At 62.8% G+C, this 24234-nt stretch carries 32 protein-coding genes; all 32 read right to left on the bottom strand.

The annotated features are described in order from the left end of the window. Nucleotides 1–58 precede the first annotated feature (58 nt). The gene (locus GDH07_RS04520) at nucleotides 59–667 is read right to left on the bottom strand and encodes a tail assembly protein (protein ID WP_152896777.1); all 609 of its coding nucleotides are present in this window, start codon (nucleotides 665–667) and stop codon (nucleotides 59–61) included. Nucleotides 668–731: 64 nt separating this feature from the next. Continuing rightward, nucleotides 732–1364 (bottom strand): tail assembly protein, encoded by a 633-nt coding sequence (locus GDH07_RS04515; protein WP_053135694.1) that lies wholly within the window; start codon nucleotides 1362–1364, stop codon nucleotides 732–734. Nucleotides 1365–1419: 55 nt separating this feature from the next. Continuing rightward, the gene (locus tag GDH07_RS04510; RefSeq protein ID WP_022639481.1) at nucleotides 1420–2196 is read right to left on the bottom strand and encodes a C40 family peptidase; all 777 of its coding nucleotides are present in this window, start codon (nucleotides 2194–2196) and stop codon (nucleotides 1420–1422) included. A gap of 2 nt (nucleotides 2197–2198) precedes the next feature. Beyond that, a complete protein-coding gene (locus GDH07_RS04505) occupies nucleotides 2199–2882 on the bottom strand; it encodes a phage minor tail protein L (protein ID WP_053134540.1) in 684 nt (227 codons plus the stop codon). A 61-nt stretch (nucleotides 2883–2943) separates the two neighbouring features. Further along, nucleotides 2944–3114 (bottom strand): hypothetical protein, encoded by a 171-nt coding sequence (locus GDH07_RS32225; protein WP_177409160.1) that lies wholly within the window; start codon nucleotides 3112–3114, stop codon nucleotides 2944–2946. Continuing rightward, a complete protein-coding gene (locus GDH07_RS04500) occupies nucleotides 3080–3475 on the bottom strand; it encodes a hypothetical protein (protein WP_152896776.1) in 396 nt (131 codons plus the stop codon). Before GDH07_RS04500 ends, GDH07_RS32225 begins: the two co-directional genes overlap by 35 nt. Continuing rightward, on the bottom strand, nucleotides 3466–4803 hold the full coding sequence (locus GDH07_RS04495; RefSeq protein WP_152896775.1) for a pyocin knob domain-containing protein: 1338 nt from the start codon (nucleotides 4801–4803) through the stop codon (nucleotides 3466–3468). The genes GDH07_RS04500 and GDH07_RS04495 overlap by 10 nt, the downstream gene beginning before the upstream one ends. 159 nt (nucleotides 4804–4962) lie before the next feature. Beyond that, entirely contained in the window at nucleotides 4963–5133 is a 171-nt protein-coding gene (locus tag GDH07_RS32220) for a hypothetical protein (RefSeq protein ID WP_178124006.1), read from the bottom strand. After that, a complete protein-coding gene (locus tag GDH07_RS04490; RefSeq protein ID WP_152896774.1) occupies nucleotides 5099–5485 on the bottom strand; it encodes a hypothetical protein in 387 nt (128 codons plus the stop codon). The genes GDH07_RS32220 and GDH07_RS04490 overlap by 35 nt, the downstream gene beginning before the upstream one ends. After that, nucleotides 5485–7047, bottom strand: coding sequence for a pyocin knob domain-containing protein (locus tag GDH07_RS04485; protein WP_152896773.1), 1563 nt, complete (start codon nucleotides 7045–7047; stop codon nucleotides 5485–5487). The genes GDH07_RS04490 and GDH07_RS04485 overlap by 1 nt, the downstream gene beginning before the upstream one ends. After that, nucleotides 7044–7382: a phage tail protein gene (locus tag GDH07_RS04480; RefSeq protein WP_022643403.1), complete on the bottom strand. Its 339-nt coding sequence runs from the start codon at nucleotides 7380–7382 to the stop codon at nucleotides 7044–7046. The genes GDH07_RS04485 and GDH07_RS04480 overlap by 4 nt, the downstream gene beginning before the upstream one ends. A 38-nt stretch (nucleotides 7383–7420) precedes the next feature. Beyond that, complete coding sequence (locus GDH07_RS04475) at nucleotides 7421–8818, bottom strand: phage tail tape measure protein (RefSeq protein ID WP_152896772.1); 1398 nt, start codon at nucleotides 8816–8818, stop codon at nucleotides 7421–7423. A 57-nt stretch (nucleotides 8819–8875) separates the two neighbouring features. Next, complete coding sequence (locus GDH07_RS04470) at nucleotides 8876–9130, bottom strand: hypothetical protein (RefSeq protein WP_031321344.1); 255 nt, start codon at nucleotides 9128–9130, stop codon at nucleotides 8876–8878. Between the two features lie 29 nt (nucleotides 9131–9159). Then, complete coding sequence (locus GDH07_RS04465) at nucleotides 9160–9507, bottom strand: phage tail assembly chaperone family protein, TAC (protein WP_022643399.1); 348 nt, start codon at nucleotides 9505–9507, stop codon at nucleotides 9160–9162. An 8-nt stretch (nucleotides 9508–9515) separates the two neighbouring features. Further along, nucleotides 9516–10007, bottom strand: a complete 492-nt coding sequence (locus GDH07_RS04460; RefSeq protein WP_053134530.1) for a phage tail tube protein — start codon at nucleotides 10005–10007, stop codon at nucleotides 9516–9518. Between the two features lie 91 nt (nucleotides 10008–10098). Continuing rightward, nucleotides 10099–10290 carry a hypothetical protein gene (locus GDH07_RS04455; protein ID WP_022643397.1) on the bottom strand — a complete coding sequence of 64 codons (192 nt, stop codon included), beginning with the start codon at nucleotides 10288–10290 and terminating at the stop codon, nucleotides 10099–10101. Nucleotides 10291–10341: 51 nt separating this feature from the next. Then, nucleotides 10342–11493 (bottom strand): glycosyl hydrolase family 18 protein, encoded by a 1152-nt coding sequence (locus GDH07_RS04450; RefSeq protein WP_152896771.1) that lies wholly within the window; start codon nucleotides 11491–11493, stop codon nucleotides 10342–10344. A gap of 87 nt (nucleotides 11494–11580) precedes the next feature. After that, the gene (locus GDH07_RS04445; protein WP_152896770.1) at nucleotides 11581–12624 is read right to left on the bottom strand and encodes a phage late control D family protein; all 1044 of its coding nucleotides are present in this window, start codon (nucleotides 12622–12624) and stop codon (nucleotides 11581–11583) included. A gap of 58 nt (nucleotides 12625–12682) precedes the next feature. Then, a complete protein-coding gene (locus tag GDH07_RS04440) occupies nucleotides 12683–12889 on the bottom strand; it encodes a tail protein X (RefSeq protein WP_022643394.1) in 207 nt (68 codons plus the stop codon). Beyond that, nucleotides 12864–13709 (bottom strand): phage tail protein, encoded by an 846-nt coding sequence (locus GDH07_RS04435; RefSeq protein ID WP_152896769.1) that lies wholly within the window; start codon nucleotides 13707–13709, stop codon nucleotides 12864–12866. The genes GDH07_RS04440 and GDH07_RS04435 overlap by 26 nt, the downstream gene beginning before the upstream one ends. Nucleotides 13710–13718: 9 nt before the next feature. Continuing rightward, complete coding sequence (locus GDH07_RS04430) at nucleotides 13719–16325, bottom strand: phage tail tape measure protein (protein ID WP_152896768.1); 2607 nt, start codon at nucleotides 16323–16325, stop codon at nucleotides 13719–13721. Nucleotides 16326–16460: 135 nt separating this feature from the next. Beyond that, nucleotides 16461–16766 (bottom strand): phage tail assembly protein, encoded by a 306-nt coding sequence (locus tag GDH07_RS04425; RefSeq protein WP_022643388.1) that lies wholly within the window; start codon nucleotides 16764–16766, stop codon nucleotides 16461–16463. Nucleotides 16767–16778: 12 nt separating this feature from the next. After that, nucleotides 16779–17288 carry a phage major tail tube protein gene (locus tag GDH07_RS04420; protein WP_022643387.1) on the bottom strand — a complete coding sequence of 170 codons (510 nt, stop codon included), beginning with the start codon at nucleotides 17286–17288 and terminating at the stop codon, nucleotides 16779–16781. Nucleotides 17289–17300: 12 nt separating this feature from the next. Then, nucleotides 17301–18467, bottom strand: coding sequence for a phage tail sheath subtilisin-like domain-containing protein (locus GDH07_RS04415; RefSeq protein WP_068605581.1), 1167 nt, complete (start codon nucleotides 18465–18467; stop codon nucleotides 17301–17303). A 99-nt stretch (nucleotides 18468–18566) separates the two neighbouring features. Next, entirely contained in the window at nucleotides 18567–18947 is a 381-nt protein-coding gene (locus GDH07_RS04410; protein WP_152896767.1) for a hypothetical protein, read from the bottom strand. Continuing rightward, the gene (locus tag GDH07_RS04405; protein ID WP_152896766.1) at nucleotides 18944–20917 is read right to left on the bottom strand and encodes a phage tail-collar fiber domain-containing protein; all 1974 of its coding nucleotides are present in this window, start codon (nucleotides 20915–20917) and stop codon (nucleotides 18944–18946) included. The genes GDH07_RS04410 and GDH07_RS04405 overlap by 4 nt, the downstream gene beginning before the upstream one ends. After that, nucleotides 20914–21519 carry a phage tail protein I gene (locus tag GDH07_RS04400; RefSeq protein ID WP_152896765.1) on the bottom strand — a complete coding sequence of 202 codons (606 nt, stop codon included), beginning with the start codon at nucleotides 21517–21519 and terminating at the stop codon, nucleotides 20914–20916. The genes GDH07_RS04405 and GDH07_RS04400 overlap by 4 nt, the downstream gene beginning before the upstream one ends. 1 nt (nucleotide 21520) lies before the next feature. Next, on the bottom strand, nucleotides 21521–22402 hold the full coding sequence (locus GDH07_RS04395) for a baseplate assembly protein (RefSeq protein ID WP_124345864.1): 882 nt from the start codon (nucleotides 22400–22402) through the stop codon (nucleotides 21521–21523). Continuing rightward, a complete protein-coding gene (locus tag GDH07_RS04390; protein ID WP_053134502.1) occupies nucleotides 22399–22725 on the bottom strand; it encodes a GPW/gp25 family protein in 327 nt (108 codons plus the stop codon). The genes GDH07_RS04395 and GDH07_RS04390 overlap by 4 nt, the downstream gene beginning before the upstream one ends. 4 nt (nucleotides 22726–22729) lie before the next feature. Continuing rightward, a complete protein-coding gene (locus GDH07_RS04385; RefSeq protein WP_178124005.1) occupies nucleotides 22730–22915 on the bottom strand; it encodes a hypothetical protein in 186 nt (61 codons plus the stop codon). A 43-nt stretch (nucleotides 22916–22958) separates the two neighbouring features. Beyond that, nucleotides 22959–23549 carry a phage baseplate assembly protein V gene (locus GDH07_RS04380; RefSeq protein WP_152896763.1) on the bottom strand — a complete coding sequence of 197 codons (591 nt, stop codon included), beginning with the start codon at nucleotides 23547–23549 and terminating at the stop codon, nucleotides 22959–22961. After that, the gene (locus GDH07_RS04375; protein WP_246195900.1) at nucleotides 23546–24157 is read right to left on the bottom strand and encodes a hypothetical protein; all 612 of its coding nucleotides are present in this window, start codon (nucleotides 24155–24157) and stop codon (nucleotides 23546–23548) included. Before GDH07_RS04375 ends, GDH07_RS04380 begins: the two co-directional genes overlap by 4 nt. Nucleotides 24158–24234: the final 77 nt, after the last annotated feature.

The following is a 24234-nucleotide window of genomic DNA, read 5'->3' as shown; positions in this document are numbered from 1 at the left end:
CTTTCCTTCAGGCGAAATGAGGCCCGCGGCATCGCAGGCAGGTGGAAGACGGGAATGCTTAGAGTTGGTCCTGGGCGTAGATGCCGGAGCTGATCACGGTGCTGCCGATGGTCAACTGGCCATAGAGCAGGCCCACCGGATTGCCCTGGGCCGTGGTGTTGAGTGGCCCGTTGAAGCTGTAGCTGGGGCAGTTTTCCGGGCGCTCCTGGGCGCCCAGGCCCTTGGGCATGGGCGCGAGCATCTGCGTCACGCCGCCCATCACCAAGGTCGCTCCGGTCATCATCATGGCAGTGACTGCCGGGCCGGTGAGAAAGCCGAAGGGGTTGTAGTAGGCCACGGCCATCAACACCGCGCCGAGAATGGTCTGCAAGCCCCCAGCGCGCTTGGAGCCGCCGAGCACCGGGGCGATGCGGATCACCTGCTTGCCCAGGGGCTGGTGGATATCGGTCTCGGACAAGTTGCGCCGGCCGTTGAACACGGCAAAGCGCAGGCTCTTGTCGGCGCTTTGCACCATGTAGCGCTCAAAACCCGGGAACTGCCGGAAGTAACCCATCACGTCCTTGAAGCCTGCGCTGATGGCCACCCGGTGTTCACGCCCGAACAGCCGTGCCAGGGAGCCGGACAGCAGCACGGTTTGTATCTTTTGTGGTTCTACGGCCAAGCCCATGGGGTTCTCCTGGCGATAAAAAACCCGCCGCGGCGGGTTGGGATGGACAACGCAGACCGCTGTTTCAGAGCTGGTCCTGGGCGTAGATGCCGGCGCTGATCACTGAGCTGCCGACGATCAACTGGCCATAGAGCAGTCCCACCGGGTTGCCCTGGGCCGTGGTGTTGACCGGGCCGTTGAAGCTGTAGTTGGCGCGGTTGTCGGGACGGTCCATGGCCCCCAGGCCCTTGAGCTGCGGCGACATCATCTGCATTACCCCGCCCATGGCCAGGGAAATGCCCATGCTGGCGGCGAAGGTCCAGCCAGTGGTGCCGGTAGTCCCGATCAAGGTTGAACTGCCACCCGCGGCGGCAATGCCACCGGAAAAATAGGACGCGGCCACCACCAGGGCGACGCCAATGATGGTCTGCAACCCGCCCGAGCGCTTGCTGCCGATGAGCAGCGGAGCAATGCGAATATCGCTGTTGCCGCAAGGAGCATGCAGGCGATCCTGGCCCAGGTTGTCGCGCCCGAGGAACAGCGAGTAGGTCACCCCGCGATCCTTGGATTCCATCAGGAAGGCCTCGAATCCCGGCACCAGCACGCACAAGGCGCGGATCGCCTCCGCAGCGCTGCCCACCGCCAACCGATGCACCCGGCCGAAGCGGGCTCCCAGCGAGCCGTACAAACGCACGACCCGGACTTTTTGCTGATTCATCACATGACTCCCAGGAAGAAAGATCCCCGGTTGGCAGCCGGGAAAGGCAGCGGCCTCAAGCCGACGCCATGAGCTGGCGATGGCGCCAGATGCTGACCGTGACCTCGTCCCAGTAGCCGCCATAGGTGTCGCGCTTGCTGTCGCGGCCATAGAGGTGGTGCAGGATGGAGCCCGGCGCCGGGTAGTGCGCCGGCTCGCTCTTGAGCACGCCATCGGCCAGGTAGATGGCCGCGTGGTTGGGCACCGGCGAGCGGATCTGCATCAACACCACGTCGCCCTGGCGCAGGTCCCCTACCCGCTCGAAACCGGCCTCGGGCAAGTGCTCCAGGTAGAGATTGCCGCCCTTGTCCCACCAGCCGTCCTCGCGCTGGTAGTCGCCCAGTTCTATACCCAGCTCGCGCCGGTAGTAGTCGAGGATGATGCTCAGGCAGTCGTGCACGCCATGGGCGAAGGCCCGGCCAACCAAGGGTGCCTGGTAGCCGTTGGGCGCCAGCTGGGCCCACTGGCCAATACGCGGTTGGCCGGCGTCGTCCGCCAGTACCTGGACGATGTACCAGGGCAGCCCGGAGGCCTCGCAGGCCACCCGATCCGCCTCGCTGGGCGTGGCCGGGTAATCCGGATGGCTGTGGATCACCGCCAGCACCTCGCCGCGCTCCTCGGCTGCCGCGTAGTCCGCGGGAGCCAGGCGAAAGTGCTCGCTGGGGGTGGCGGCGGTATTGCGACACGGCACATAGACCCGCCGCCGGCCCTCGCGAATCAGCAACCCGCAGCACTCGCGGGGGTATTCGGCCAGGGCGTGGCGCTCGATGGCCGCAAGGTTCGCCTTGTTCATGTTCAGCTCCGTAGCAGGCCCGCCGCAGGAAACGAACCGTAGGGCAGCGGGTTGTTCTCGCCGAAACGCAGCTTGCAGCTGCTCAGGCGCCCGCCGCATTTATCCTTGGCGGCATCGGTGACGATCACGTCGTTGACGTCCGCCACCGGGCCGCCGTTGTAGCCACAGTAAGGGCCGCGATAACCGCCGCAGCTGAGCCACCAGCAGACGTTAGCGACGATCTGTCGCCGTGGCAGTTGCACGCCGTTGAAGTCCAGGGCGCTGGACAGCTCGAACTGCACCACCTCGTTGTCTTCGGCGACTTTGCGCTCGACGTACCAGATGTCCGGCGGCAGCTCTTCCTCGGGGTCGGCCTCGGGCTGGCCGTCCAGGTACTTGCCCAGGGTCCGATGGCGAATCAGCCGGGCCCCTACCAGGTCTTCGAAATACAGCACCAGGGCGGTGATGAAACCATCGACGTTGCCCACCGACAGGGTCGGGGTCGGCTGCGAGCCCTTGCCGGTCATTTCGAAGCCCTCGGCCTGGATCGGCCAGGGGGAATACTCGAGCCCCTGCCAGAAGATCGACGACTGCTGGGGGTAACCGTGAAAGCGGTAGAGTTCGGCGCCGAGGCTGGTGGCGTCGAGCTCGAAAAGCTCCACCCACGCGCCAGGCTCCAGGGTCTGGATATCGGCCGTAATTGGCATCGTGTTTCCTCAAGGCAAAAGAAACCCGCACGCTGGCGGGTGGGGTGGGCTCTGGCTGCGCCTAGATCAGGCTGCGGGCTTCAGCACGTTTCTCTGCGATATCGGCTGGAACGTCCTTGCCGGTTTCCAGCTTGCGTACCACCAGCCAGTCGGTCTGGCGCAGGTACTCCCGGGCCTCGTTGGCTTTCCGGTCCTGCTCAGTGAAGGTTTTCTTGCTCTGCGAGAAGTCCATGGTCGTCCTCGACGGTTGGAGTTACGGGGGGCTGTGCGGGGTGGTTGGTAGGGATATCCACCGGGCCGGCGGCAGTGACGGTGACTGGAACTGGGAAGCGGATGGCGTCGGTGGCCGTGGCTTCGTCGTAGGGCATGAGCAGCGTGATCGACAGGACGCCATCGGTGGACATGACGGCCTTATCGGTGAACAACTCAGAGCCGATGGCCTCAAGCGACAGCTCGTAGCCCTTCTCAAGTGGCGAGAAATCGAATTCCTTTCCGTTTACCGTAAGTTTGTATCCTTCAACATTCAAAGTTTTCAATAGATCAAATGTCGGAGCATAAATTGGAGAAAATGTAATTTTTACCATTATTTCCATCTACCTATAGCTATGTAGCGCAAATATCCGTCAATAGTTGAATATGAGCTATTTAAACGACCATTTGTTTGACTAACAGACGACCAGTCGCAGCTTCCCCAGCATATGCCATTAGACGACGAACCCGCCGACCAAACCACAATAGGTTCGAAAACAAATTGTATTGGGAAAGTGAATGATCTTTGATCAGACGCGAAAATTGAGCCAATCGCCCTGTTAGTCACGTCTTTAGTTGGAGCTGCAAAATAACAAATCATAGTTCCATCTGCATATTTAACAGCAGTTCCATTTGCATTTGCGATGAATTCAGGAGTTTGACGAACCCATGAAAACGTTTGTCCGTTTAGTTTCCTTCGGCTCCATACTGAGTCATCAGAAATACTAACCACCAGTTGCGTAAATGAACTGCTATTGTGAGGGTAATTGTATAGCGACCCCCATATCCCAGGACCACCCGGCGTAATGTCCTTGACTCGATAAGTTCCGCCTGCAAGGGTATCTGTATTAGTTATGTCTAAAGGGTCGGTTGCGCCAACGCCAAAGTCTCCGGCAGCTAGCAGGCTGCGCCACGGGCTCCAGGCATTTGAGCTTTTCCCTCGCGAGTACATTTTTCCAGACGCCCAGTCTACGAACTGCTGGGATGCCGCCGTGGCGTTGCTACCAGCCTGGGTAATGAGCACGCCGGTCAAACTTGTACCCAGGATGGTGAACTGCCCCACCGCGTACCCACCGGTTAGATATGTATCGGGGTTCTGGTTCACCCCTACGAATGGAGCATCATCCTTGGCGCCAACACCGTAATCCCCCTTGGCGATTCCGGCGACCCATTGGGCCTGCCAATTGCCGTTATCTTTGATTCTGCTATAGGACTTCCCGCTCAAGAAATTCACAGCGATTTGCATGGCAAATCCCGCGTCGTTCAATTGCAGATGAATGACGTAATGGTTTACCTGCGAAGGGAGAATCCCGGCGCCAGCCGGCCTGCAAAAGGTGAAGGTATTCACGGAAAGACCATTTAATTGACCCTCAGGTATATCCCGGATTTTTTCCGCCAACCCGTACTGCTGGAGGATTATCTTTACTGCGGGCGAAAAGTCGCTGATCGTGCTGGCCGGTTGTGCGCCTGTATGGTTCGCGCGGGTCAGCAGCTCGGCATCCGACCGGTTTTTGGTCGCACCCGTTTCGATCGAGCTGAGCTGGGCGCTGGCCCGAGCCGCTCGCTGATCCAGCTCGGCAAAGTTCTCATTGATGATCTGGGCACCGGTGCGCAGGTTGTCGCCGGTGCCATCGTTGGGCTGGGCGCCCGTCTTGATGGTTTTGAGGGTCATGGATGAACAGCCTGTTAAAGATGGGTACTGAGGGGCTTGCCCTCCACTCGGTGGTCAGGAGCAGCCGATCAGGAGGCCAGTCCGACGATGGTCACCAGGTCTTTGCACAAGGCAAAAAGAAACCCGCGCGATGGCGGGTGGGGTGGGCGCTGGCTGCGCCTAGATCAGGCTGCGAGCCTCGGCACGTTTCTCTGCGATATCGGCTGGGACGTCCTTGCCGGTTTCCAGCTTGCGTACCACCAGCCAGTCGGTCTGGCGCAGGTACTCCCGAGCCTCGTTGGCTTTCCGGTCCTGCTCAGTGAAGGTTTTCTTGCTCCGCGAGAAGTCCATGGTCGTCCTCGACGGTTGGAGTTACGGGGAGCTGTGCGGGGTGATCGGTGGGGATATCCACCGGGCCGGCGGTGGTGACGGTCACAGGCTCAGGGAAGCGGATGGCATCGGTGGCCGTGGCTTCGTCGTAGGGCATGAACAGCGTGATCGACAGGACGCCTTCGGTGGACATAACGGCCTTGTCGGCGAACAGGGGCGAGTCGATAGCATCGAGCGAAAGTTCGTAGCCTTTCTCAAGCGGCGAAAAGTCGAACAACTCGCCGTTGATGGTGATGGCGTAGCCCTCGATGGACACCGATTCGAGAGTTGGCAGTCTGTCCGTACACACGGGAGAAAAATTAATAATGACCATTATCGCCACCTCCCGACGGCAAAATATTTGGCTTGGTATTGAGCGTTGTTCGTATGGCTGAACGCTACAATCCTGCACTGATAAGGGTTGTTCCCTTCTCCGACTGAGGCCCAGCAATACCCGGTCGCGGAGTAGGCGACGGTCGGCATCACGGCACCTATCGTCACGAATGGGACGGGGAAAGTAAAAATTTCAGCTTCACCGAGGAAAACACCTGCCGAGACTTGATTTGAGGTTGTCCGGACTGCACCGCTTGTGTGCCAACAAATCATGGTCCCATCCGAAAACTTGACTGCGGTCCCATTGCCGTTCGTTATTGATTCTTCGTTGATGCGCATCCATGGCTGAACCGAACCATTAATGCACCCTCGATAGAACATCCCCACCCCATTAGTGGCAATGGCGAGCTGTGTAAAGTTTCCAGAAGACCTTTCATAGAAGGTCGTCCGTATGGTTCCGTAAATCCCTGGAGTTGGTCCATTTAACGTCCCGGGATGAAGCAGGAGGTCCCCTGTCGCCTCAATGACGTTGGCATCATTGCATGCTTGTAGGGATACCGCGCCAACTCCAAAGTCCCCTACCTTGACCAGCTTGCGCCAAGCCCCGCGCGTCCCCATGCTGTTGCTGATCCGAAAGTACGCCGACTCGTCGATCCAGCTCAAAGCGATATCGCCAGATCGTGCGTTGTCACGCTGAAGGTGAATCCCTGCGGTAAGCCCAAGGTTTGCGCTGTCGGCATCATTGAACGATCGATAGAACCGCGTCACGCTCGCCGAGTTTGCGGACATGTCGGGCGCCATATCGCTGCTACCCAAACCAAAATCGCCAACAGCAACAACGGCGCGCCAAGGGTTCCAGGTGCTGGAGCTTTTCGCACGCGAGTACATTTTTCCGGTCGCCCAGTCTACAAACTGCTGCGCACACACCGTGGCGTTGCTACCAGCCTGTACGATCAGGGCACCGGTTCTCAACGTACCGTCCATGTTGAACTGGCCCACTACATCACCACCGGTGAGATAGTCGTTGGGGTTCAGGTTGTTACCTACGTAAGCCGCATCGTCCTTGGACCCGACTCCAAAATCACCTTGTTGTATCAGCCGGGTCCACGGCGTCCATGCATCACCGGCCTTGACCCGACGGAACATGACGCCAATAGAACCGTTAAAAGCCAATTGGGCCGCATATTTGGGGTCGGCGTTTTGCAAATGCACGACGTAGTACCCCGTCTCCCTGGTAGGCAAGGAGTTCTGCCCGTTTTGAGGGAACACGAACACCAATGCGGAAACCGTGATCCAGCTAAGCAGGCGCTCTTCGAGGGTCGTTACCGAATCTCCTAGCCCCCAGCGTGTAAGAATCGCTCGCACAGCGGGGTCGAGACCAGGTCCGGTCTTGTCAGCAAGCGCCTTGGTCAGGGCATCGAGCTTACCGATCTCAGTACTGGCCTGCGCCGCTCGCTGATCCAGTTCGGCAAAGTTCTCATTGATGATCTGGGCACCGCTGCGCAGATTGTCGCCGGTGCCATCATTGGGCTGGGCGCCCGCCTTGATGGTTTTGAGGGTCATGGATGGAAGGCCTGTTCGAAGGTGGCGCTGAGGGTGTACATCCCTGCGCCCAACGGCGAGGGCTGGTAGGTCTTGCAGCGGTACAGCCCCTGTTCTCCCAGGGGTGGGGTCCAGTAGAACGGCGTGGCGCCGCGATGGGCGTCGATGAAGGCGATGATCGGCTTGATCCGGCTTTCGTCGCCGACGAAGGTCAGCGGCCAGGACTGGGTCTTGTTGTTGATGCCGTCCTGGACCACCTGCTGGTAGCCGTCGCCGAAGCGGGCCGACTTGAGGCGGAATTCGACGGTGCCCACGGGTTCCACCTTGGGCACCCAGGCGAAGGTTTCGATGGTCATGCTTTTCTCCGGGCGTGAGCCGTCGCGGCCGCTGGGTATCAGCGGCCGTTGATGACGGACCAGATCTGGCCGCCCGGCTTCAGGTCACGGGCGATCTGTTCGGCAGCGCCTTGTCGGGCGGCGCTGGCATAGGCGTTGGCGAGGTTCTGCTGGTTGGCGCCGGCTCCCTGGGCAGCGCCCTGGCCTTCGCCGACGTTGATGGTCTGCTGGATCACCACCTGCTGGTTGCTGGTGCTGCCGGCCGGTGCGCCCCCCAGCGCCACCACGCCCAGGGAACCATCGGCGCCCCGGCTCAGGGGCATGATCGCCTCGGGCCCGGCTTCGCCGAACAAAGCCATGGGCGCCAGGGTCGGAGCGCTGGCCACGGTGTTGCTGAAGACCCCGCCCTTGGCAAAGCGCAAGCTGGATGCATCCAGCTGTGGTTTAAACACAGTGGTGGCGCCATCCACCGTGAACTGCTGGGCAGCAGGAGTCGCAGCAGAACCCGGCCACAGGCTCATCAGGGCCGAGCCGGCCATGCTGAACAGCGAGCTCAACGCCCGCGATGCGGCCGTCTTGGCCGCCAGCATCGCCATGTCCTTGAGTACCGAACTGGCGAAGTCGGAAAAGGAAAACTTGCCGGTGGTGGCGAACTGCACGATACCCGCGCCCATCTTGTCGAAGGCGTTGGCGAACACGGCCTTCGACTGGGCTGCGGTGTTGTCGGAGGCGTTCATGTAGTCGTCGAAGGCTTCCGAGGCGCCGTTCTTCCAGTCCTGCATCGCCTCCGTCATCTGCTGGTAGTTGCTCTGGATCTGCAGTGCGGTTTCGCTGTGCTTGGTCTTGAGCTCTTCGAGCCTGGTGGCGTATTCGTCACCCTGCTCACCGCCTTTGCCGTAGGCATCGCCGGAGGGGAACTTGATCCCGGCCTGGTCGGCATAGGTGGCCGGCGCCTGGGTCGCTCCCTTTGGAAACTGGGCATCCAGGGCCTTGCGGGCCTGGGCGTACTTCAGGTCGTTGTCGCTCAGGAGCTTGGCCCGTTCCTTCTGGCGCGCACCCATGCCCACCTGGGCCGCTGCCAGCGCGCCGTCGCTGCGCAACTTGTCGAATTCGTCGGAATACGTCGCGAGTTTTTTCCCCGATTTTTCCAGGGTCTGCGCGTAGTCGGTTTCAGCGCTTTTGTTCTGCTTGAGCAACGCCGTCAGGCTGCCCTGTTTCTTGATGTACTGGTCGACCGCGGTGGTGGCCGGGTCATAGGCCTTGCGCATGTCGTCGAAGGCACTGGCGCTGGCGTCCAGCGCCGAGGCGGACGACAGGGTCATGGACTCGGCGATTTTCTTGCCGGCCTCGTCGATGCGCCGCTGCATGTTGCGCATGGCCTGGTCGGTAATGCGCTGGGCCTTGTCCAGGGCCCGCTCCAGGCCGCTCAGGTCCAGCCCTTGGGAAGCTGTTGCCATGGGGTTCTCCGGGTCATGAAAACCCGTCAAAACGGGTTCGGGAAAAGTGGCCTGGGATCAGCGCCACTCGTTCATCGCGCGTTCGAGCGACAGGCCCAAACGTTGTTCATGGGGCATGAAGTCCAACAACTCCGCCACGCCCCCGCCCAGCCGGTGGGTCTGCAGCGCCACCAGGGCGCTGCCCGCCTCCAGCCGCCTACCGGTATGCAAGGAGCCATATCGGTCGATATAGCGTCCCCATGCCAGGGCTTCGTGGTAGGTCATGCGTTCCTTGGCTTCGGCAATCGTCCGGCCGCCGACTCCGTTCAGCACCAACTCGTGCCAGAACTCATCGGCGGCCGTCAGTTTTTTGCCGCACCGCCGGTGCCGTTGACCTCATTGACCGCATTGAGGATCAAAAACCCCAGGGTCGGCTCCAGGCCGTAGGCATCCTCGTAGCTCAGGGCCTCGCCGCCATCGGTGCCCAGTGCCACCGAAGCGGCGATGTAGCGGGCGTTGCGGCTCTGCTCGTTGTCGCTGTCGGCGAACAGCCGCTCGATGACCCCGAAGGACTGCCGGCGGATGTGCAAGGTGAAGGTGTCGGTCACCTCCTTGCCGGTCTTGCTGTCCAAGTGAGTCCAGCTCACCTGCTTCTTCACGGGCAGGGCATCGACGATGCCGCCCTTGGCTTTGAGTTGCTTGAGGTTCATGGCGATGCTCAGGCCTTCTTGATCCAGGTGGAGCCACCGGTGCGCTGGATGGTCACGGTGGTGGTGACCACGGCGTTGAGGGCGAAGTTGAACGGGAAGTCCGAGACGTAGCCGTCGAAGGTGAACCAGGTGCGAGTGGTCGGCAGCTCGAAGTTGTCGCCCTTGGTGTTGACGGTCGGCGCGATGCCCTTGCCGTCGGACCAGCCCACGACCCACTTGATGCTGGTCTCGCCATTGGCTTCGGACAGTTGGTGCAGGCGCACATGGCTGGCGTTGGCCGGGTCGGCGTTGAGCCCCAGGCTGGCAGTGCCAGGGGTACGCAGGCCTTTCTTGTAGCTGCGCTCCTGGGCGTCGAGGGTGGTGTCCTCGATCTGCTCAGCAGGCGCGCCGCCGGGCTCGAAGGAAGTGACGTGCTCGACTTCCAGCACGGTGTAGGGGCCGCTGCCGGTCACAGGCGGGACCAGGGCGAAGATTTGCGTACCTTGGGTAAGAATCGACATCGGGTGTTCTCCAGAAAACAATGAAAAACCCGCGGTTGGCGGGTCGAGGGTGTGTTGCTCGGGTGCGGACCAAAGGCGCCGGTGCCAGGGCTCAAGGAGTTGGCGAGCCATCCAGGTAGGGTGGCGCGTTGGGGTCCGGTTCACGGCTCTTGATCAGGTCCACCAGGGCCTGGTTGCTCTGCGCCAGCAGGCGGATCGCGCCGTTCAAGGCGGACTGGCCATCGGCCTGGGCCTGGAGGGCGGCGATCAGGCGATTGATGGCCGCCAGTTCTTCGTCATTCATGGCTGGGTGCTCCGTATCCATCGAAGGTTATTAAGCGAGCGCGGGACTGCGTCATTCGCGTCCGCTGGGCAGCAACGCCGGGGCCTTGGCCAGGCCGGCCTGCAGTGCGCTCCAGAAACTTGCGTCTTCGTAGCCCATGGCCCAGACGCTGGTGCCGCCCAGGCCCAGGCGCCCGACCAGGGCGGCCTTGCTGCGAATGCTCTGGGCGTCGTCATACCAGAGCACCGGCTGCGCTCGCTCCGCAGTCCACTCGACGCCGTCGGCGAAGCTGTTGACCGGACCCCAGGTGGCATAAGGAGTGGCCGAGGGGACGTCCAGGTGGGTGACGGCGTTGTGCTCGGCAATGATTTCCTCGTAGGCCGACCAGTGCACCCGATTGCCGATGCTGTAGTCCTGGCCGTAGGCCGCCAGCCCGGACAGCAGCTTGTCGGCCGGTACTCGCGTCACCGCGTAGGCCAGCAGCGCTTGCTGCCAGTCAAGCCCCGAGCCCGGGCCCGGCCAGACTTCGCCGTGGAAGCCGCCGCTGCTCCAGCCCGGGCCCACCTGGTCGTAGGTCATCAGCTGGAAGTAATCCACCGCTGCTGCCAGGGCCCGGTAGTCGTAGCCTTGCAGGTATTCGGGCTGCTGGTCGTCGAGCTTGGGCGGCACGCTGATGATCAACTTGCGCCCTTGCGCATGCAGGGCCTGGCCCAGGGCTTTGACATAGGCGGAAAACGCCTGGGCGTTGCGCGGTTCAACCTGTTCGAAGTCCAGGTTGATACCGGCGAACCCGTTATCCCGGGCCAGCGTCACCAACTGCTTGATGGTGCTGGCACTCAAGGCCTTGTTGTTGACGATGGAGTGGGAAATGGCCGGGTCGAAGGCCGCGATGTCCTGGTTGTAGTCCGATACCGTCGGGTACAGCGGCAAGGACCTGGACTTGGCGAACGCGATGATCTGCCGGGTGGTGTCGTTCATGCCCTCCTGGTGCAACTGGCCGGTGACCGTCAGGCCGTAGGTGCTGCCCAGGCCCACTGCCGAGAGGTTGCGATAAAAAGCCTTGAGGTTGCTGTAGGAGGTCTCGACCTGGCCGTCGGTGTAGGCCAGGACAAAGGGCGTGGCCTGGGCCGCACTGGCCAGTGCCAGGGCGCAGCCGCCAAGCAGGCCACGCAAGAACCGCCGGATGCCTCGCGTCGAGGCCGGCTGAATGATGTTGGAATTCATGAAATCTCCTGCGGGTGAACCGCATCGGGAAAAAAACCGGACGTCCGCAAAGGGGCCGCCCAAAGGCTTGCAGCGGGCGCCGCCGACCTAGAGTTGCAGCACCTTCAGCGGCTTGGCCTGGGGTTTCGGCTTGCCCTTGGCCCGGGCCTTGCCCTGCTTGCCGGCGTTGCACTCCACCGTGGTGCTCCAGCCCGACGGGCTGAAGACCTGCTCCACCGAATCCACCAGGTACTCGCCATCCAGCCCGGCCTTGAAACCCTGGGCGTCGATCAGGCGTTCGGCGAACAGGTCGATGCGTCCGGGCAGATCCAGGCGCAGGGCCGCGGTGCTGCGGTTGAACGCCGCCAGGCGCGCCTTGGCGGCCTGCTCTGCCGCGGATTTGTTCGGGTAGATATGCCGGTCGGTGTGCACCGCGGGCACCCCGGCCGGGGCACTGTCGTTACCCAGTTCGATCACCTGCAGCTTGCCGCTCTTCTTGTCCTGGTGACGGGTCTGCACCGCCTTGTGGCTGCTGGTGTCGCCCAGGCGAAACTGATAGCGGCTCACCTCGTGGCGGTGGATGGTGACCTTGCCCAGGGCCTTGCCGCTGGCGCTCTGTCCCGCCTGGCGCGGCAGCACCAGCAACTTGCCTTCGGCGACCTTGGCGGTGCAGTCGTATTGCCGGGCCAGGCGGGTGATGAAGTTGAAATCGGACTCGTTGAGCTGGTCGACCCGCAGGACCTTGATCGCCACCGGGCACACCGGGGTCCAGCCGTTACGGGCCGCCAGGTCGCGGACCACCTGTTGCAGCGGCACATCTTCCCAGCTGCCGCTGCGGGTGGTCTTGCCACTGCCGCGCATGTCGCTGGCCTTGCCGCGGATCTCCAGGGTGTCCGGTGGTCCGGAGACCACAACCTCATCCACGGTGTAGCGCCCGAGGCGGGTCAGCCCCTGGCCGGCATACCCCATGAACACCTCGATGCTGGCGCCACGGCTGGGCAGCACCATCGCACGATCGCGGTCGTCGATGCGCAGCTCGAATTCGTCCGACTCCATGCCGGGTTTGTCCGAGGTGCGCAGGGACAGCAACCGGTCGTTGATCTGGCTGGTAATGTCCCGGCCATCGGCAACGATACGAAACTCTGGGGTCATAAAACGCCTCGCACTGGGTGCCGATCAGTAAAGGAATTTGCAGAAGCAAGACCAGGGTTCAGTCCCATAGCTGGACCAGCGCCTGTTCCGGCGCCGGCAGGTCCGGCAGCAGGATCAGCACCCCGGCCCGCAATGGCTGGGGCTCGTCGGCCAGGCCTTGGTTGGCATCCAGCACCGCCTCGACAGTGCCGTTCAAATGCCCGTAGTAGTGCTGGCACAAGGTGTCGAGCAGATCGCCGTCAGAGGTTCTGCAAGTCGTCGCCATAGCTTACGAACTCCAGTGAGAAGGCCTGTTTGCGTGGAATACCGCCGGCCAGCAAATGGCCCTGGTCTTCGTCGATGCTGGTCAGGCACCAGGTGCCCAGGACCTCGCCGTAGCCGGTGGTCAGGCTCAAGGGGCGCAATTGCCGGCCGATGCTGCGCAAGGCCTGCAACTGCCCCAGTCCGCCCTTGAACCCGGGGAAGATCGCACCCTTGAGGCTGATGCGTTCGTCGCCCAGGCCCACCGCCTGCTGGGCACTGCTGCGCCCCAGGCGCTCCTGGCCAGTCCAGCGAAAGCTGGTCTGGCGCCGCAAATCGTCGAAGGCCGCCGTGTCCAGGTTGAAGTAATAGGGTTGGGAAGCAGCCCCCAGGGGTTGGAGGATCAGTAGGTGCGGAAACGGCTTGACCGCTTCGGCGGTGGGCGTTTCCTTGGCAGCGAACAGGCTGCTGGGAAAGATCGTGCCCAGGGCCGGGCTGATCTGCCCGCCAATACGGTTGATCGCCGCCCCGACCTTGGCCGTCTGCTCTTGCAAGGCGCCGAGGCGCTGTTGCACCTGCCCGGCTACCGTGACGGCCTGGTTGTACTGGGCCGCCACCTCGCCGACCCGGCTTTGCGCGGCATCGATACCGCGCAGGATGCGGCGCAGCCGGGTGCCGACTTGCGGCCCGACCACGGGCAGGTTCTCCAGCTCCAGGGCGGCGCCGGTGATATCGCCGATGGCCCCGTTCATGGGCCCCAGCATCTCGTCCGCGCTGCGCCGCCCCGCCTCCGCTGCCGCCACCAGGGATTGCAACCCCGATTGCAGCTGTTCCATGTAGGCCATGGCGTCTCCTTAAACGTGAGGTGCATCGGACAGCTGGCGAGCCGAGGCCTGGCGGCTGTACTCGTCGAACTGCCAACGCAGGTAGGGCTCCAGTTCCCGGGCCAGTTGCGCCGGGTCCTTGACATCGCCCTGGACGGTGACCGATATCGCCGGCGCAAAGCTGAACTGCTGCTCGATCGCCGGCGCCAAGGGGGCCTTGAAGGGTTCGGCCAGGGTGCTCGACGTGCCGGGCGCCGGCGGCATGGAACGCACCACCTGGCCCATCAGCGGCGGGGTCTGCCCGCTCTTGAAGGAGTTGGCGATATCGTCCATGACCGGCGGGATGTTCTTGCCGGCGTCACGCATCATCAGCGGGCCGGCGGCGGGCATCGACTTGAGCGAGTCATCGCCGCCGAACATCGATTTGCCAAGGCGCCCACCCAGGGCGTCACCGCCCCAGTAGCCAAGAGCGCCCCCTACCAGGCCGCCTACGCCTGCGCCAATGGCGGTTCCAAGCCCTGGGACGATAGAGCCGATAGCAGCTCCTGCTGCCATACCGGCCTTGGTTCCGAGCATAGCGCCTGCCAGCCCACCTGCGGCGCGACCATAGCCTTCGGCCTTTTCGTCCTTGGTCTTGGCATTCAGGTAGGTATCGGCAACCTGGAAACCCGCACCCAGCACAGCCTGCGCCACGTTGCCCCCGCCCTTGCCCTTGACCTTGGGCCACAGATACTGAGCCACCGTCTTGATCCCTCGCCAAGTCGACATGCCCAGATTCGCAGCCCCCCTGAGCGTCGACATGCCCAGGCTGGCCGCTCCTTTTGCAACCCGTCCCACAACGCCCGGCCTGAAGGCATTTCTAACCGCCTGGGCGGCTCTACCGGGCCAGCTGCGGCCTGGTTTTGCGCCCGGGCCACCCCTGCGTCCCTTGCCTCCTTTCTTGTCACGGCTGGTGTCGATGTCGTAGTCACCGCCACCCAGTGCCCCCGGGTTGGTGACCAGCACCTTCTGGATGAAGTCCGGATTGCCCATCATCGAGCCACGGGCCACGTTGAACAGGCCCTTGCCGAGGGTATGGGCCGCTTGCAGATTCTTCAGCGCCAGCAAGCCGCCGGCCAGGACCGTCACCCCCAGTACCGCCGGAGCGGCCTGGTTGGTCAGCTCGGTCATGCCATTCGCCAACCAGGTGATGCTCTGGCCCAAGCGGTCCGTGGCCGGGGTCAGGGCCTGGCCGAACGCCTGCTGCAGGTTGTCGACCGCGCCATCGGCTTCCTTCCAGATCTGCGCCGACGTCCCCCGGCGCTCGGCCTGGTTCTTATCCAGCACGCCGGAGGCCGTCAGCGAGTCCTGCTTGAGCTTCTGGTACCCATCCTGGCCCTGGGCGTAAGCCTGCAACGCCGCATCGACCTGCATGTTGGCGAACTGGTCGTCGCCGTACAGCGACTGCGCCAGGGCGGCCAGCATCGCCTGGGCCTTCTGCGGATCGGTTTGCTGGCTGATCTGCGCCTGGACCGCGGTCATCTGCGCGGCCTTGGCCGGGTCGGTGACCTGGATGTACTTCATGGCCAAGGCGAAGCTCGCCTCCAGGGTCGACATGCCTTTTTTCAGGCCGGTCTGCAGCAATTCCTCATAATCGAGGCCGGCCTTGGCATAAGCTGCGGCAGTGGCCGGTGAGCGAATCTCGCCCATCCAGTTCTTCAGGTTGCCGGCCGCCTGATCGGCGCCGTTGGCCGTCGACATCTGCAATTGCAGCATCGACCCCACCTGGCTCACCGCATCCATGCCGGTGAGCTTCATGTCCTTGGCGCCTTTGAGCAGGTCGGGCAGCAAGCGAGCCATGTCGGCCGCCTCGAAGTTGCCCGCCTGGCCTTGCAGGGCCATGGCCTCCAGGGCCCGCTCCAGGGTCTTGGGATCGGTGATCCCGGCCTGCGTCTCCAGGGCCCGGATCAAGGTCGCGGTGTCGCCGATGTCGGCCCCCTGGCCAACCACGAACTTGGCCGCCAACCCGGCATACTGCTGGGCCTTGTCCAACGACGTGCCACTGGCGGTCATCCCGGCGATGAGGCTGGCGACCTCGCCGCGACCCAGCCCGGAATCCCGGGAAACCTGGAGGACATTGCGCGCCAGCTGCGCCTCTTGCGGGGTATTGGCGATATTGCCCTTGATGGCGATGTCGCGGATCGTCGCCTGGTAGTCGGCGTTGATCTTGACCGGCACCGCCAGCGCCCCCACGGCTTTTTTCGTCAGCTCGTAGCTGGACTTGAGGTCCGTCTTGCCCTGCTTGATCTGCTGCTGTTCCTTGGTCCGAAGCTCTAGGCCTCGGGCCGCGCGGCCCAAGGCCTGGTACTCCTGGTTCAGCTTACGTACCTGGATGCCCTGCTTGCGCAGTCTGTCCAGATTGGTATCCAGCTTGGACTGCAAGTCGCTGACCGAAGCCGCACCCTGTTTCCGGGCCCGGCTCAGTTCCCGGCGCAGGCGCTGGGTTTCGCCGACAGCGTTCTGCAACTTATGGGCTTTGCGGGCCTGCTCTTCGAGCTCCTTGATCCGATCCTCCACAGTCTTGAAGACAGCATCCCAGGTCGAGTCCAGGGCGCCGCCGATCTTTATCACTGTCGATACCAGCTTGTTGTTCGCCATTTGCCGCCCCCGTGGTGACAGGCTCAATCCGTGAGCCACCAGACCATGTCGCAATAGCGCATGGTCATGATTTCCTCAGCGCAAAAATGCAGCTCGCGAGCGAGCCGCTTCGCCGCCACCTTCATCACTGCCGGGTCAAAGCTCGTCGTCTTGCACCAGGCGAAAATAACCGGCCTGCAGGCGTTGGTAGTCCTTGAGGGTCAGGCCCTCCAGGTCCTTGCTGCCGACCTCGGCCAGGCTGGCGAACAGCATCAGCTCGCGCTGTTCGTCATCGCCGGCCGCCGCGCTGTTGGCAGCGCGGATATCACGCACGGTGGGCGCGCGCAGGGTGAGCTTGTCGCACTGCACGCCGTTCATCGACACCGCCTTGCTGAGGCTGATCACCACGTTTTCGGGGCTCAACACCATCCAGGACGGCGTGCCATTGATTGCTTCAGACATCGAGGAAGTTCCTTACAGGCCCAGGGCCGAACGTTGGGCGGCGAGCTGGTCGACACCGTTGATCACGCGTTTCATGCCCAGGGCATCGATCTCGTAGATCAGGCGCCCGTCGACTTCCAGCTTGTAGTAGCTCACGGCGACGTTGTGCTTGATCTCGGCCTTGTCGCCGGACTTCCAGTCGCCCATGTCGACTTCCTTGAGCAGGCCGCGCAGGGTCACGATCACCGGGGTGGTCTTGCCCTTGAGGCCCTTGAAGGCACCACGGAACACGCCGTTGAAGGCGCTGCTGTCGGTCAGGCCGAACAGCTTGAGGGATTCGCGGCGTACACCGGTGGTGGTGAAGCCGGCCTCTTGCTTCTCCATGCCCATGTCCAGCTCGATGGGCAGGTCCATGCCGCCGACCCGGTGCTCCTCGGTCTTGAGGGTGAGCTTGGGCAGGGTCAGGCTCGGCACGTCGCCTTGAAAGCTGATGCCATCGACGAACAGGTTCATGTTCGCCAGGGTTTCGGGAATCATTGCCATTGCTGCGGCTCCTTAAGCGGTTTTATCGAGGACTTCGGTCAGCCACTGGTTGGTGACTTCGACACGGAAATTCGGGTTCTCGGCAGGTGGTACGTCGGTGAAGCGGATGTTCCAGTACACCTTGCCCTGCTCCAGCTGGCTGGCGGTGTTCAACTCGGGGTCGGCATAGACCTCGAAGTTGATGATCGCGCCCTGGTTCTTCAGGTCGCGCATGAAGGCCTGCAGGCCCTCGGTGACGTCCTTGACGTAGGTGGCGGTGATGGAGCGGTCTACTGCCCACTTGTGGCCGTAGAGGATGGCGTCCATGACGATGTCCATGGTCCGCACTCGGGTGACGAAGGCCCATTTCGGATCGCTGGACAGCGTGCGGTTGCCCCACAGGCGGAAGCCGGCATCACGAATGATGGTGGTGATGTTGGCGTTGTTCAGCAGGTTGGCCCGGCAGCTCTCGTCGCCGTCCAGGAATTCGATGGCCCGGGAGGTACCGGTGACCCCGACGAACTCCTTGTTCGAAGGCGAGGCCCAGAAGCCGTACTCGTTGTCGGTCCAGGCGAACAGGCCGGCGACCCAGGCCGAGGCCGGGGCATCGACAGTGGCGCTGGCGGCGGTGTCCCAATACTGGATGCCCGGGTCGACCATGAACGCGCGCTTGGCGCCGAAGTTCTTGGCGTAGGCCATGGCTGCTTCATCGGTGCTGTTGGGGCCGTCGATGATGGCCAGGCCGCGCAGCTTGTCCGCCAGACCCACCAGGGCCGTACCGACCGCCTGGGTGGCACTGTGCTTGGGCGCCACCAGCAGGCGTGGCTGGGCGTTGAAACGGCTCTTGCCGTCCAGCAGCGCTTGCAGGCCGGTGCGCTTGCCGTTGGCCAGGACGCCGCCGATGATCGCCGAAGCCTGCTGCTCGGCATCTTCGACCTTGGTCACGCCACAGGCGACGATCACCGCCTTGGCCCGCTGGTAGATGGCCTGGCAGGCCTTGGTGATCGCGGCATTCGGGCCCCAGGCCGCAATGGCTTCGCGCTCGCTGGTGATCAGCAGCAGGTCATTGGCCTTGGCGCTGACGCCCGGGCCCTCGGTGAAAGTGTCCACCAGGCCGATGATCGAGGACGTGGGCAGCGCGATGGTGCGTGCGCCGGTGTCCACGTTGGTGACAGTGACGCCGTGGAAAAAACCACTCATGGATAAGCTCCAGACATAAAAAAGCCCCGGGTGGCGGGGCTGGAAGAGAAGACGGTGCGCTAAGGCGCGGATATGAAAACGCCCCGGATGGCGGGGCGTTTAGCGTGTTTGCTCGGCGAGCCAGGGCGGCGCCACCGGACGGTGCTCGATCTGCGGAAAATCGGGGGATTGCGGCCAATTGCGCAGGGCCTGGATATGCTTAAGCAGTTCCTTGAATTGGTCGACTGTAAGTGTGGTCGGTGCTTCTATCTCAATCTGATCACGGTGCCGCTCGCGTAACCAGAGCAAAGAGATTAACTCGACATCACGCCAATTACGCTCCTCGGTCGCTGGGTCGAGTAGAGGCGCTGTTGCACTGGCAATGTACGATCGAACCGCCTCATCGGACATTGGTAGCAGATAGCTGGCTATGAAGTGCCCAGGGACATCATCATCGTAGGCATGCACTTCGCTTGTTTTGGGGTTGTTGAAATATCTCATGTACGAAGCTCCACCCAAGTCAGGTTTGTCGGACTGCCATATGTGACTTTGTAGGTCGATCCCGCAGGCACGATAAAAGCCGCGTGATATGCAGATGCCGTCAAGTTCACACCATCGACAACGACATAAACGCCGCCAGTCGTAAACGACACTTGCACAAAGATTGGCCGCCCGGTGGTGTTCGTGTAGACAGTGCCTGAGACTCGGACCGCGGTTACGCTCTGCCAAGCCTGACCATCACCAAGGCCCCGTGGTCGCTCTTCTAGGGCTGTCGCACGAGCCGAGAACCCGACAACCTGTGCCGCTAGCGCTGCTATATCAATCGTTCCTTGGTTGACGGGGGCGTTCCAGGCCTTGATGCACCACATTACTGCCAGGTTGCGCGGACGGGTTTCAACTCCCCCAACGGCGCCAGTGGGTTGCGACAAGTCTCCAGACTTTCCACCGTTATGAAGTGGACCTGCCGAGCTGCCGCTACCATAGGTGTTCTGATTACCGATTAGATGGGTGTGAGACTTGAAATCATCTGCTTGATAAGTTCCCAATGCCCGGCCCACATCCACTCCGCGCCCATGGTCCCAGCCTCGAAAAAACTCACCGCGAGAATCAGGTAATCGGAAGCTCCCGACGCCCTCGTCACCCTTGTTGAAAGTGTCCCCTAGGTACGCCGCCAAATCGGGGAAAGTAGCAATACTCTGCACGCTGCCGTCGGCTTCCAGGAAACCCGGAGCTGCCGTGCCCTTGGGAAAAGGCACCATAGCTCCCACCGGCAACGCGGACAGCCCCTCGAATAGTTCGTTGACTTCATCTCGAGAATAGGTCCCACCCTTGGAGTAGGCATCAGTGATTCCATAACCCGCTAGAGTTGTGGACTTATTCGCTTTTTCCTGCGGATTGAAGTTGCCTGAGTGCCAGGCCGTATTACCGAAAAATGATGCAGACTTTCCTGGAACATCAATCACCAACGGAAACTCGGTTTGCCCGTTGAAGTAAGAAAAGAACCGAAGAGTTCTATTTATAACATCGGCATAGACTTCAAGTTCCGGCGTCTTCCACGCTATTTCTGGCGAGTCCCCCGTTCCATTTGCCAGATAAATAGGACCCGAGACTATGCCACCAGCTTTAGGCAGTAACCCGCTGACTGCGCTATTAAGGTCCGATTTGGTCGCTCCATCTACGATTCCGTAGCCCCCTAAAGTCGTCGCTTTGTTGGCTTTCGCCGCAAGGGTTTTGGTCATGGTGGTAGCAAAGTTCGGGTCATTACCCAGCGCGTCGGCAAGCTCCTTCAGAGTGTCGAGAGCACCAGGAGCGGACGCAACCAAGGCAGCCACCGCCTGTTCGATTGCCGCCGTAGTTTCCGGCTTGGTGAACGCATCGGTGATGCCATAACCGGCCACTGTCGTCGGGTTGGTCCCGGTGAGTACGACACCGCGTTTATCGATGGTGACCTGCCGATAAGTGCCTGCTGCTTTGTTCGCTGGCAGCGCTGTGGCCAGCGAGTCATCCACATACTGCCGGGTGGCCAACACCACCGACGGATCGATCTTGAGCACGATCTGCGCGGTGTTCGACACGATGAAGTTCATGCGGATGATCTGGGTCTTGCCGGTGCCCTGGGCCAGCAAAGGTTTGAAGGTAGGGGCACAGTTGGCCACCGCCACCAGGTCACCGTCGGCATCGAACAGGCCGATTTCACGAAGCCAATGCCCACCGACATCAGGGGGGATCACCTGCTCGGTGATGATGACATTCGGGTTGGCGGGGTCGGTTCGCACTTGGTTGACCGGCGCCCGACGCCATTCGTTGATCAGCTTGGTCTGCGTCTTGTTCGGTACGGGGTCGCTGCCATTGGCATCCCCCACCGCCATCTCCTTGAAGGTCCAGGGAATGCCCAGGGCGGTGGCGTTGGCCTGCTTCGCCTCGCCCACCGAGGTGAGGGTGGCGAAGAACTGACTGTTGGAATCGATCATGGGTACACATCCAGGGTGTCTATTTCGTCAATGCACACGACCGGCGCCAAACGGCCGATCACTTCGATATCGCGAGATGCCGGGGGATACACGTCGAGCTCTTCGCCCTGCTCCAGGAAGACGCCGTAACCGATAGTCCCGGCGGTTTCCAGGCTGATGGCCAAGCCACTCATATGGCGGCTGACCGGCTTGGCGTCGTCGATCAGTTGGGTCAGCTCCTGGTAGGTCGCTTCGGAAATGCCGGTCTGCATCACACCGACTTTCAGGGCGAAGGTGCCCGGTTCGCCCTGGGGCACCATCTGCCACCACTCGACCACTTCGATCAGGTAGCCCAGAGGTTCCACCACCCGGCGCAGCGCACCGATGGTGCCTTTGCGGGCATGGATGAAGAACGAGGCCCTGATGGCGTTGCGCTTGACCGTCTCGGACCAGGTCGGGTCCCAGCGATCCACGGACCAGGCCCAGGCCAGTTGCGAGAGCAGGTGCGCCGGGCAGGTGTCGGGGTTGTACAAGGTGCGCAGGACGACGGCGGTGTCGCCGGTGCTGGCGGCGGCCAGGGCGCGCTCCAGCGGGGTGGCGTTGATCGGCAGCAGGCTGCTCATGTCAGCCTCCCAGCGTGATGCTGTAGCCGGTGCAGTAGGCTGCCTGGGCCGGGGTCGGGGCGATGTCCTGCCAGTTGGCCAGGTCGACCCGGGAGACCCCGGCGACGTGCAACTGGGCATCGATGGCCGAGCGCGGCACTTCCAGCCCGAGGCGCCGGCGCGGATTGATCCAGGCCGCCAGCTTACGCCGGGCCTCGGCCAACGCGGCATCGCTTTCCGGCCCGGGGCCTTTCATGTGCAGCACCGCATCGATGCGGTAGGGCAGCACCTGGGCGCTCTGTACCGTGACCCGATCGCCCAGGGGCCGCACGTCCTCGTCATTGAGGGCGGTGGCCACCGTCGCCAGTAGTTCGGGGGCGACACTGCCATCGCCCTCCAGCCCCAGCACGGTGACGGTGACGCAGGCCGGCGATGGGCTCTGGGCCGCGGCATCGGCCACCAGGGCCGAAGCGTTGCGGGCATGCAGGATGTAGCTGTTGCGCGGCCCGGCGGTGGTCAGGCCTTCGTAGGCCAGCTGGATGCGTTCGCGCAGGGCGTCGTCGGTCTCCTTGACCTCCGGCGTGGGCGGCAGCGCTTGCGGGTCGGCCGGGCGGATGACCAGGCGCTTGAGCTTGACGTTGGCCGCCAGCTGGTCGAGGTCGCTGCCCTGGGCGTGGGCCAACAGCAAGGCCTTGGCCGCATCGTTGACCCGGGCGCGCAATTGCAGGTCGCGGTAGGCCGCCAGTTCCAGCAGCTTGACCACCGGGTCGCTCTCCAGGGCGGCGCTCCAGTTACCGCCCATGTGCTGGCGGAAGGTCGCCAGCTTGTCTTGGTACAGCGCTTCGAAATCCAGGGCTTCCAGCACCTGTGGCGCCGGTAGCGCCGATAAATCCAGGGTGCTCATGCCGTCACCTCCAAAATCGCACTATTGCCCAGGTATTGGCCCGTCAGTTGAAAGGTGATCTGGCCCGCCACCACCGAAACCACCTGCACTTGCTCCAGCTTCAGCCGCGGCTCCCAGCGCAACAGCGCCCGGGCGACTTCGGCCTGTACCGCGCTTTTCCAGCCACCGGTCACTGGCAGGTCGACGAAGCGCCGCAGGTTGCTGCCGTATTCCGGGCGCATGCGCCGGCTGCCCAGGGGCGTGCTCAGGATGTCCTCGATGGACTGGCGCACATGGGCGATGCCCGACAACGACTGGCCGGTGCGGCGATCCATTCCGATCATCGCGTCACTCCTGCGCTTGCAGATCCGGGTGCTGGCCCAGGTAATCCCGGGCGAGGTTGTCGCTGGCCTCGACCGCGACCTGGCCATTGGCGACGTTCAGCATCCGCCCATCGGGCAGGACCAGGATGCGGGAGGTGTAGACCGTGTCGCGGAACACGACCGGGCCGGTGTTCTTTTTCTTGCTGCTCATGGTTGCTCCAGGCATAAAAAAGCCCGCGGTAGCGGGCGGGTGGTCATTGCGGCGTGGCAGTCGAGCCACCGCCGGGCATCACGCCCGGATGGGTATGGGTGGAACCGACGTTCACCCCGTTGTGCTGCAAGCTGGCGCCGTTGATCTGCACATCACCGTTCAAGGTGACTTGCCCGGTCAGGGTGATGGTGTCGGCCTTGGCCGTGATCGCGCTATCGGTGATCACCGCCGAGCTGCCGGCCACCTGGATGGTCACCGTGCCGCTGGGCAAGCTGATGCTGTAGCTCTTGGCCTGCCAGTCGTAGACCAGCGAGCCGCCATCGTCGAAGCGCCAGACTTCGACATGGTCGCGGTTGTCCGGCTGGGTCCCGGCGTTGCCATACAGCCCCGGGACGAAGGTGCCCTGGGCCGGCTCGCCGCTGGGACTGATCAAGGCCCCCTGCTCGCCCAGGCTCGGCGCCCGCCAGTGCCGGGCCTTGCCGGCGGCCTGGCTGTGCCAGCGCACCCAGGCGCTGGTCCAGCCGGCACCGTCGGACACGCGCACCATGGCGGCGGCCAGGTCGACCCCGACCACGCTGCAGGGAATGATCAGGCCGGCGAGCATGCGATCGTGAGTCGCGGCGACAAAGCTCATGCCAGTTGCTCCGGGGAGAAGTAGCCATCTTCGTGGCCAGCCCCGGTATCAGGAGCGAAACCGAGCAGCAGCGACCCCGGGCCCTGGTTGGCCCAGGGCCACTGTTCCTGGCCGAGGTACACCAACTGCTGCCATTGCACGGTCCAGGCCTTCTTGCGCCACGACTCGCTGGTGGCGTCGGCAGGCTTGGCCCGCACGCTGCTGGTGCCCTCGACGAAATCGAGGTTCCAGTGCTGGCAATGCAGCAGGTCGGCCATTTGCGCCGCCAGTTCGACCGCTTGCAAAGCTGCCCCTGGCAGGTTGGCGTCCACCAGCATGCTGGCCTCGAACGTGGCCTTCACACAGCTACGGCCATCGCCCGGATCAACAGCTGGATCCATGGCGGTGATGGCAAAGACGATTGCCGGCCTGGCCAGGCCATCGGGTGTCTCGGGGAACGCCTCCACCGCTCGGACAGCGGGCATCGCCGCCTTGATCGTGGCGGCGATAGCGTCGTGCAATATCGTCAGTTCGCTCATTGTCCAGTCCTGGAATCGGGTCGACGGCGATACCAGCGAGGCCCTGGCCCGCAGGCCGGCGCGCTGGTACCACTGTCGATCAAGACGCATGAAAAGCGCCGGCCAGCGCTCCACCGGCCAGGCACAGGCAAGGTGCACCCGCCCGGGCTTGCCGACAGGTGCAAATG

Source organism: Pseudomonas piscis, from assembly GCF_009380155.1.
GTDB lineage: Bacteria > Pseudomonadota > Gammaproteobacteria > Pseudomonadales > Pseudomonadaceae > Aquipseudomonas > Aquipseudomonas piscis.
The sequence above is the reverse complement of the archived record's forward strand: the minus strand, read 5'-3'. Positions and strand labels throughout refer to the sequence as shown.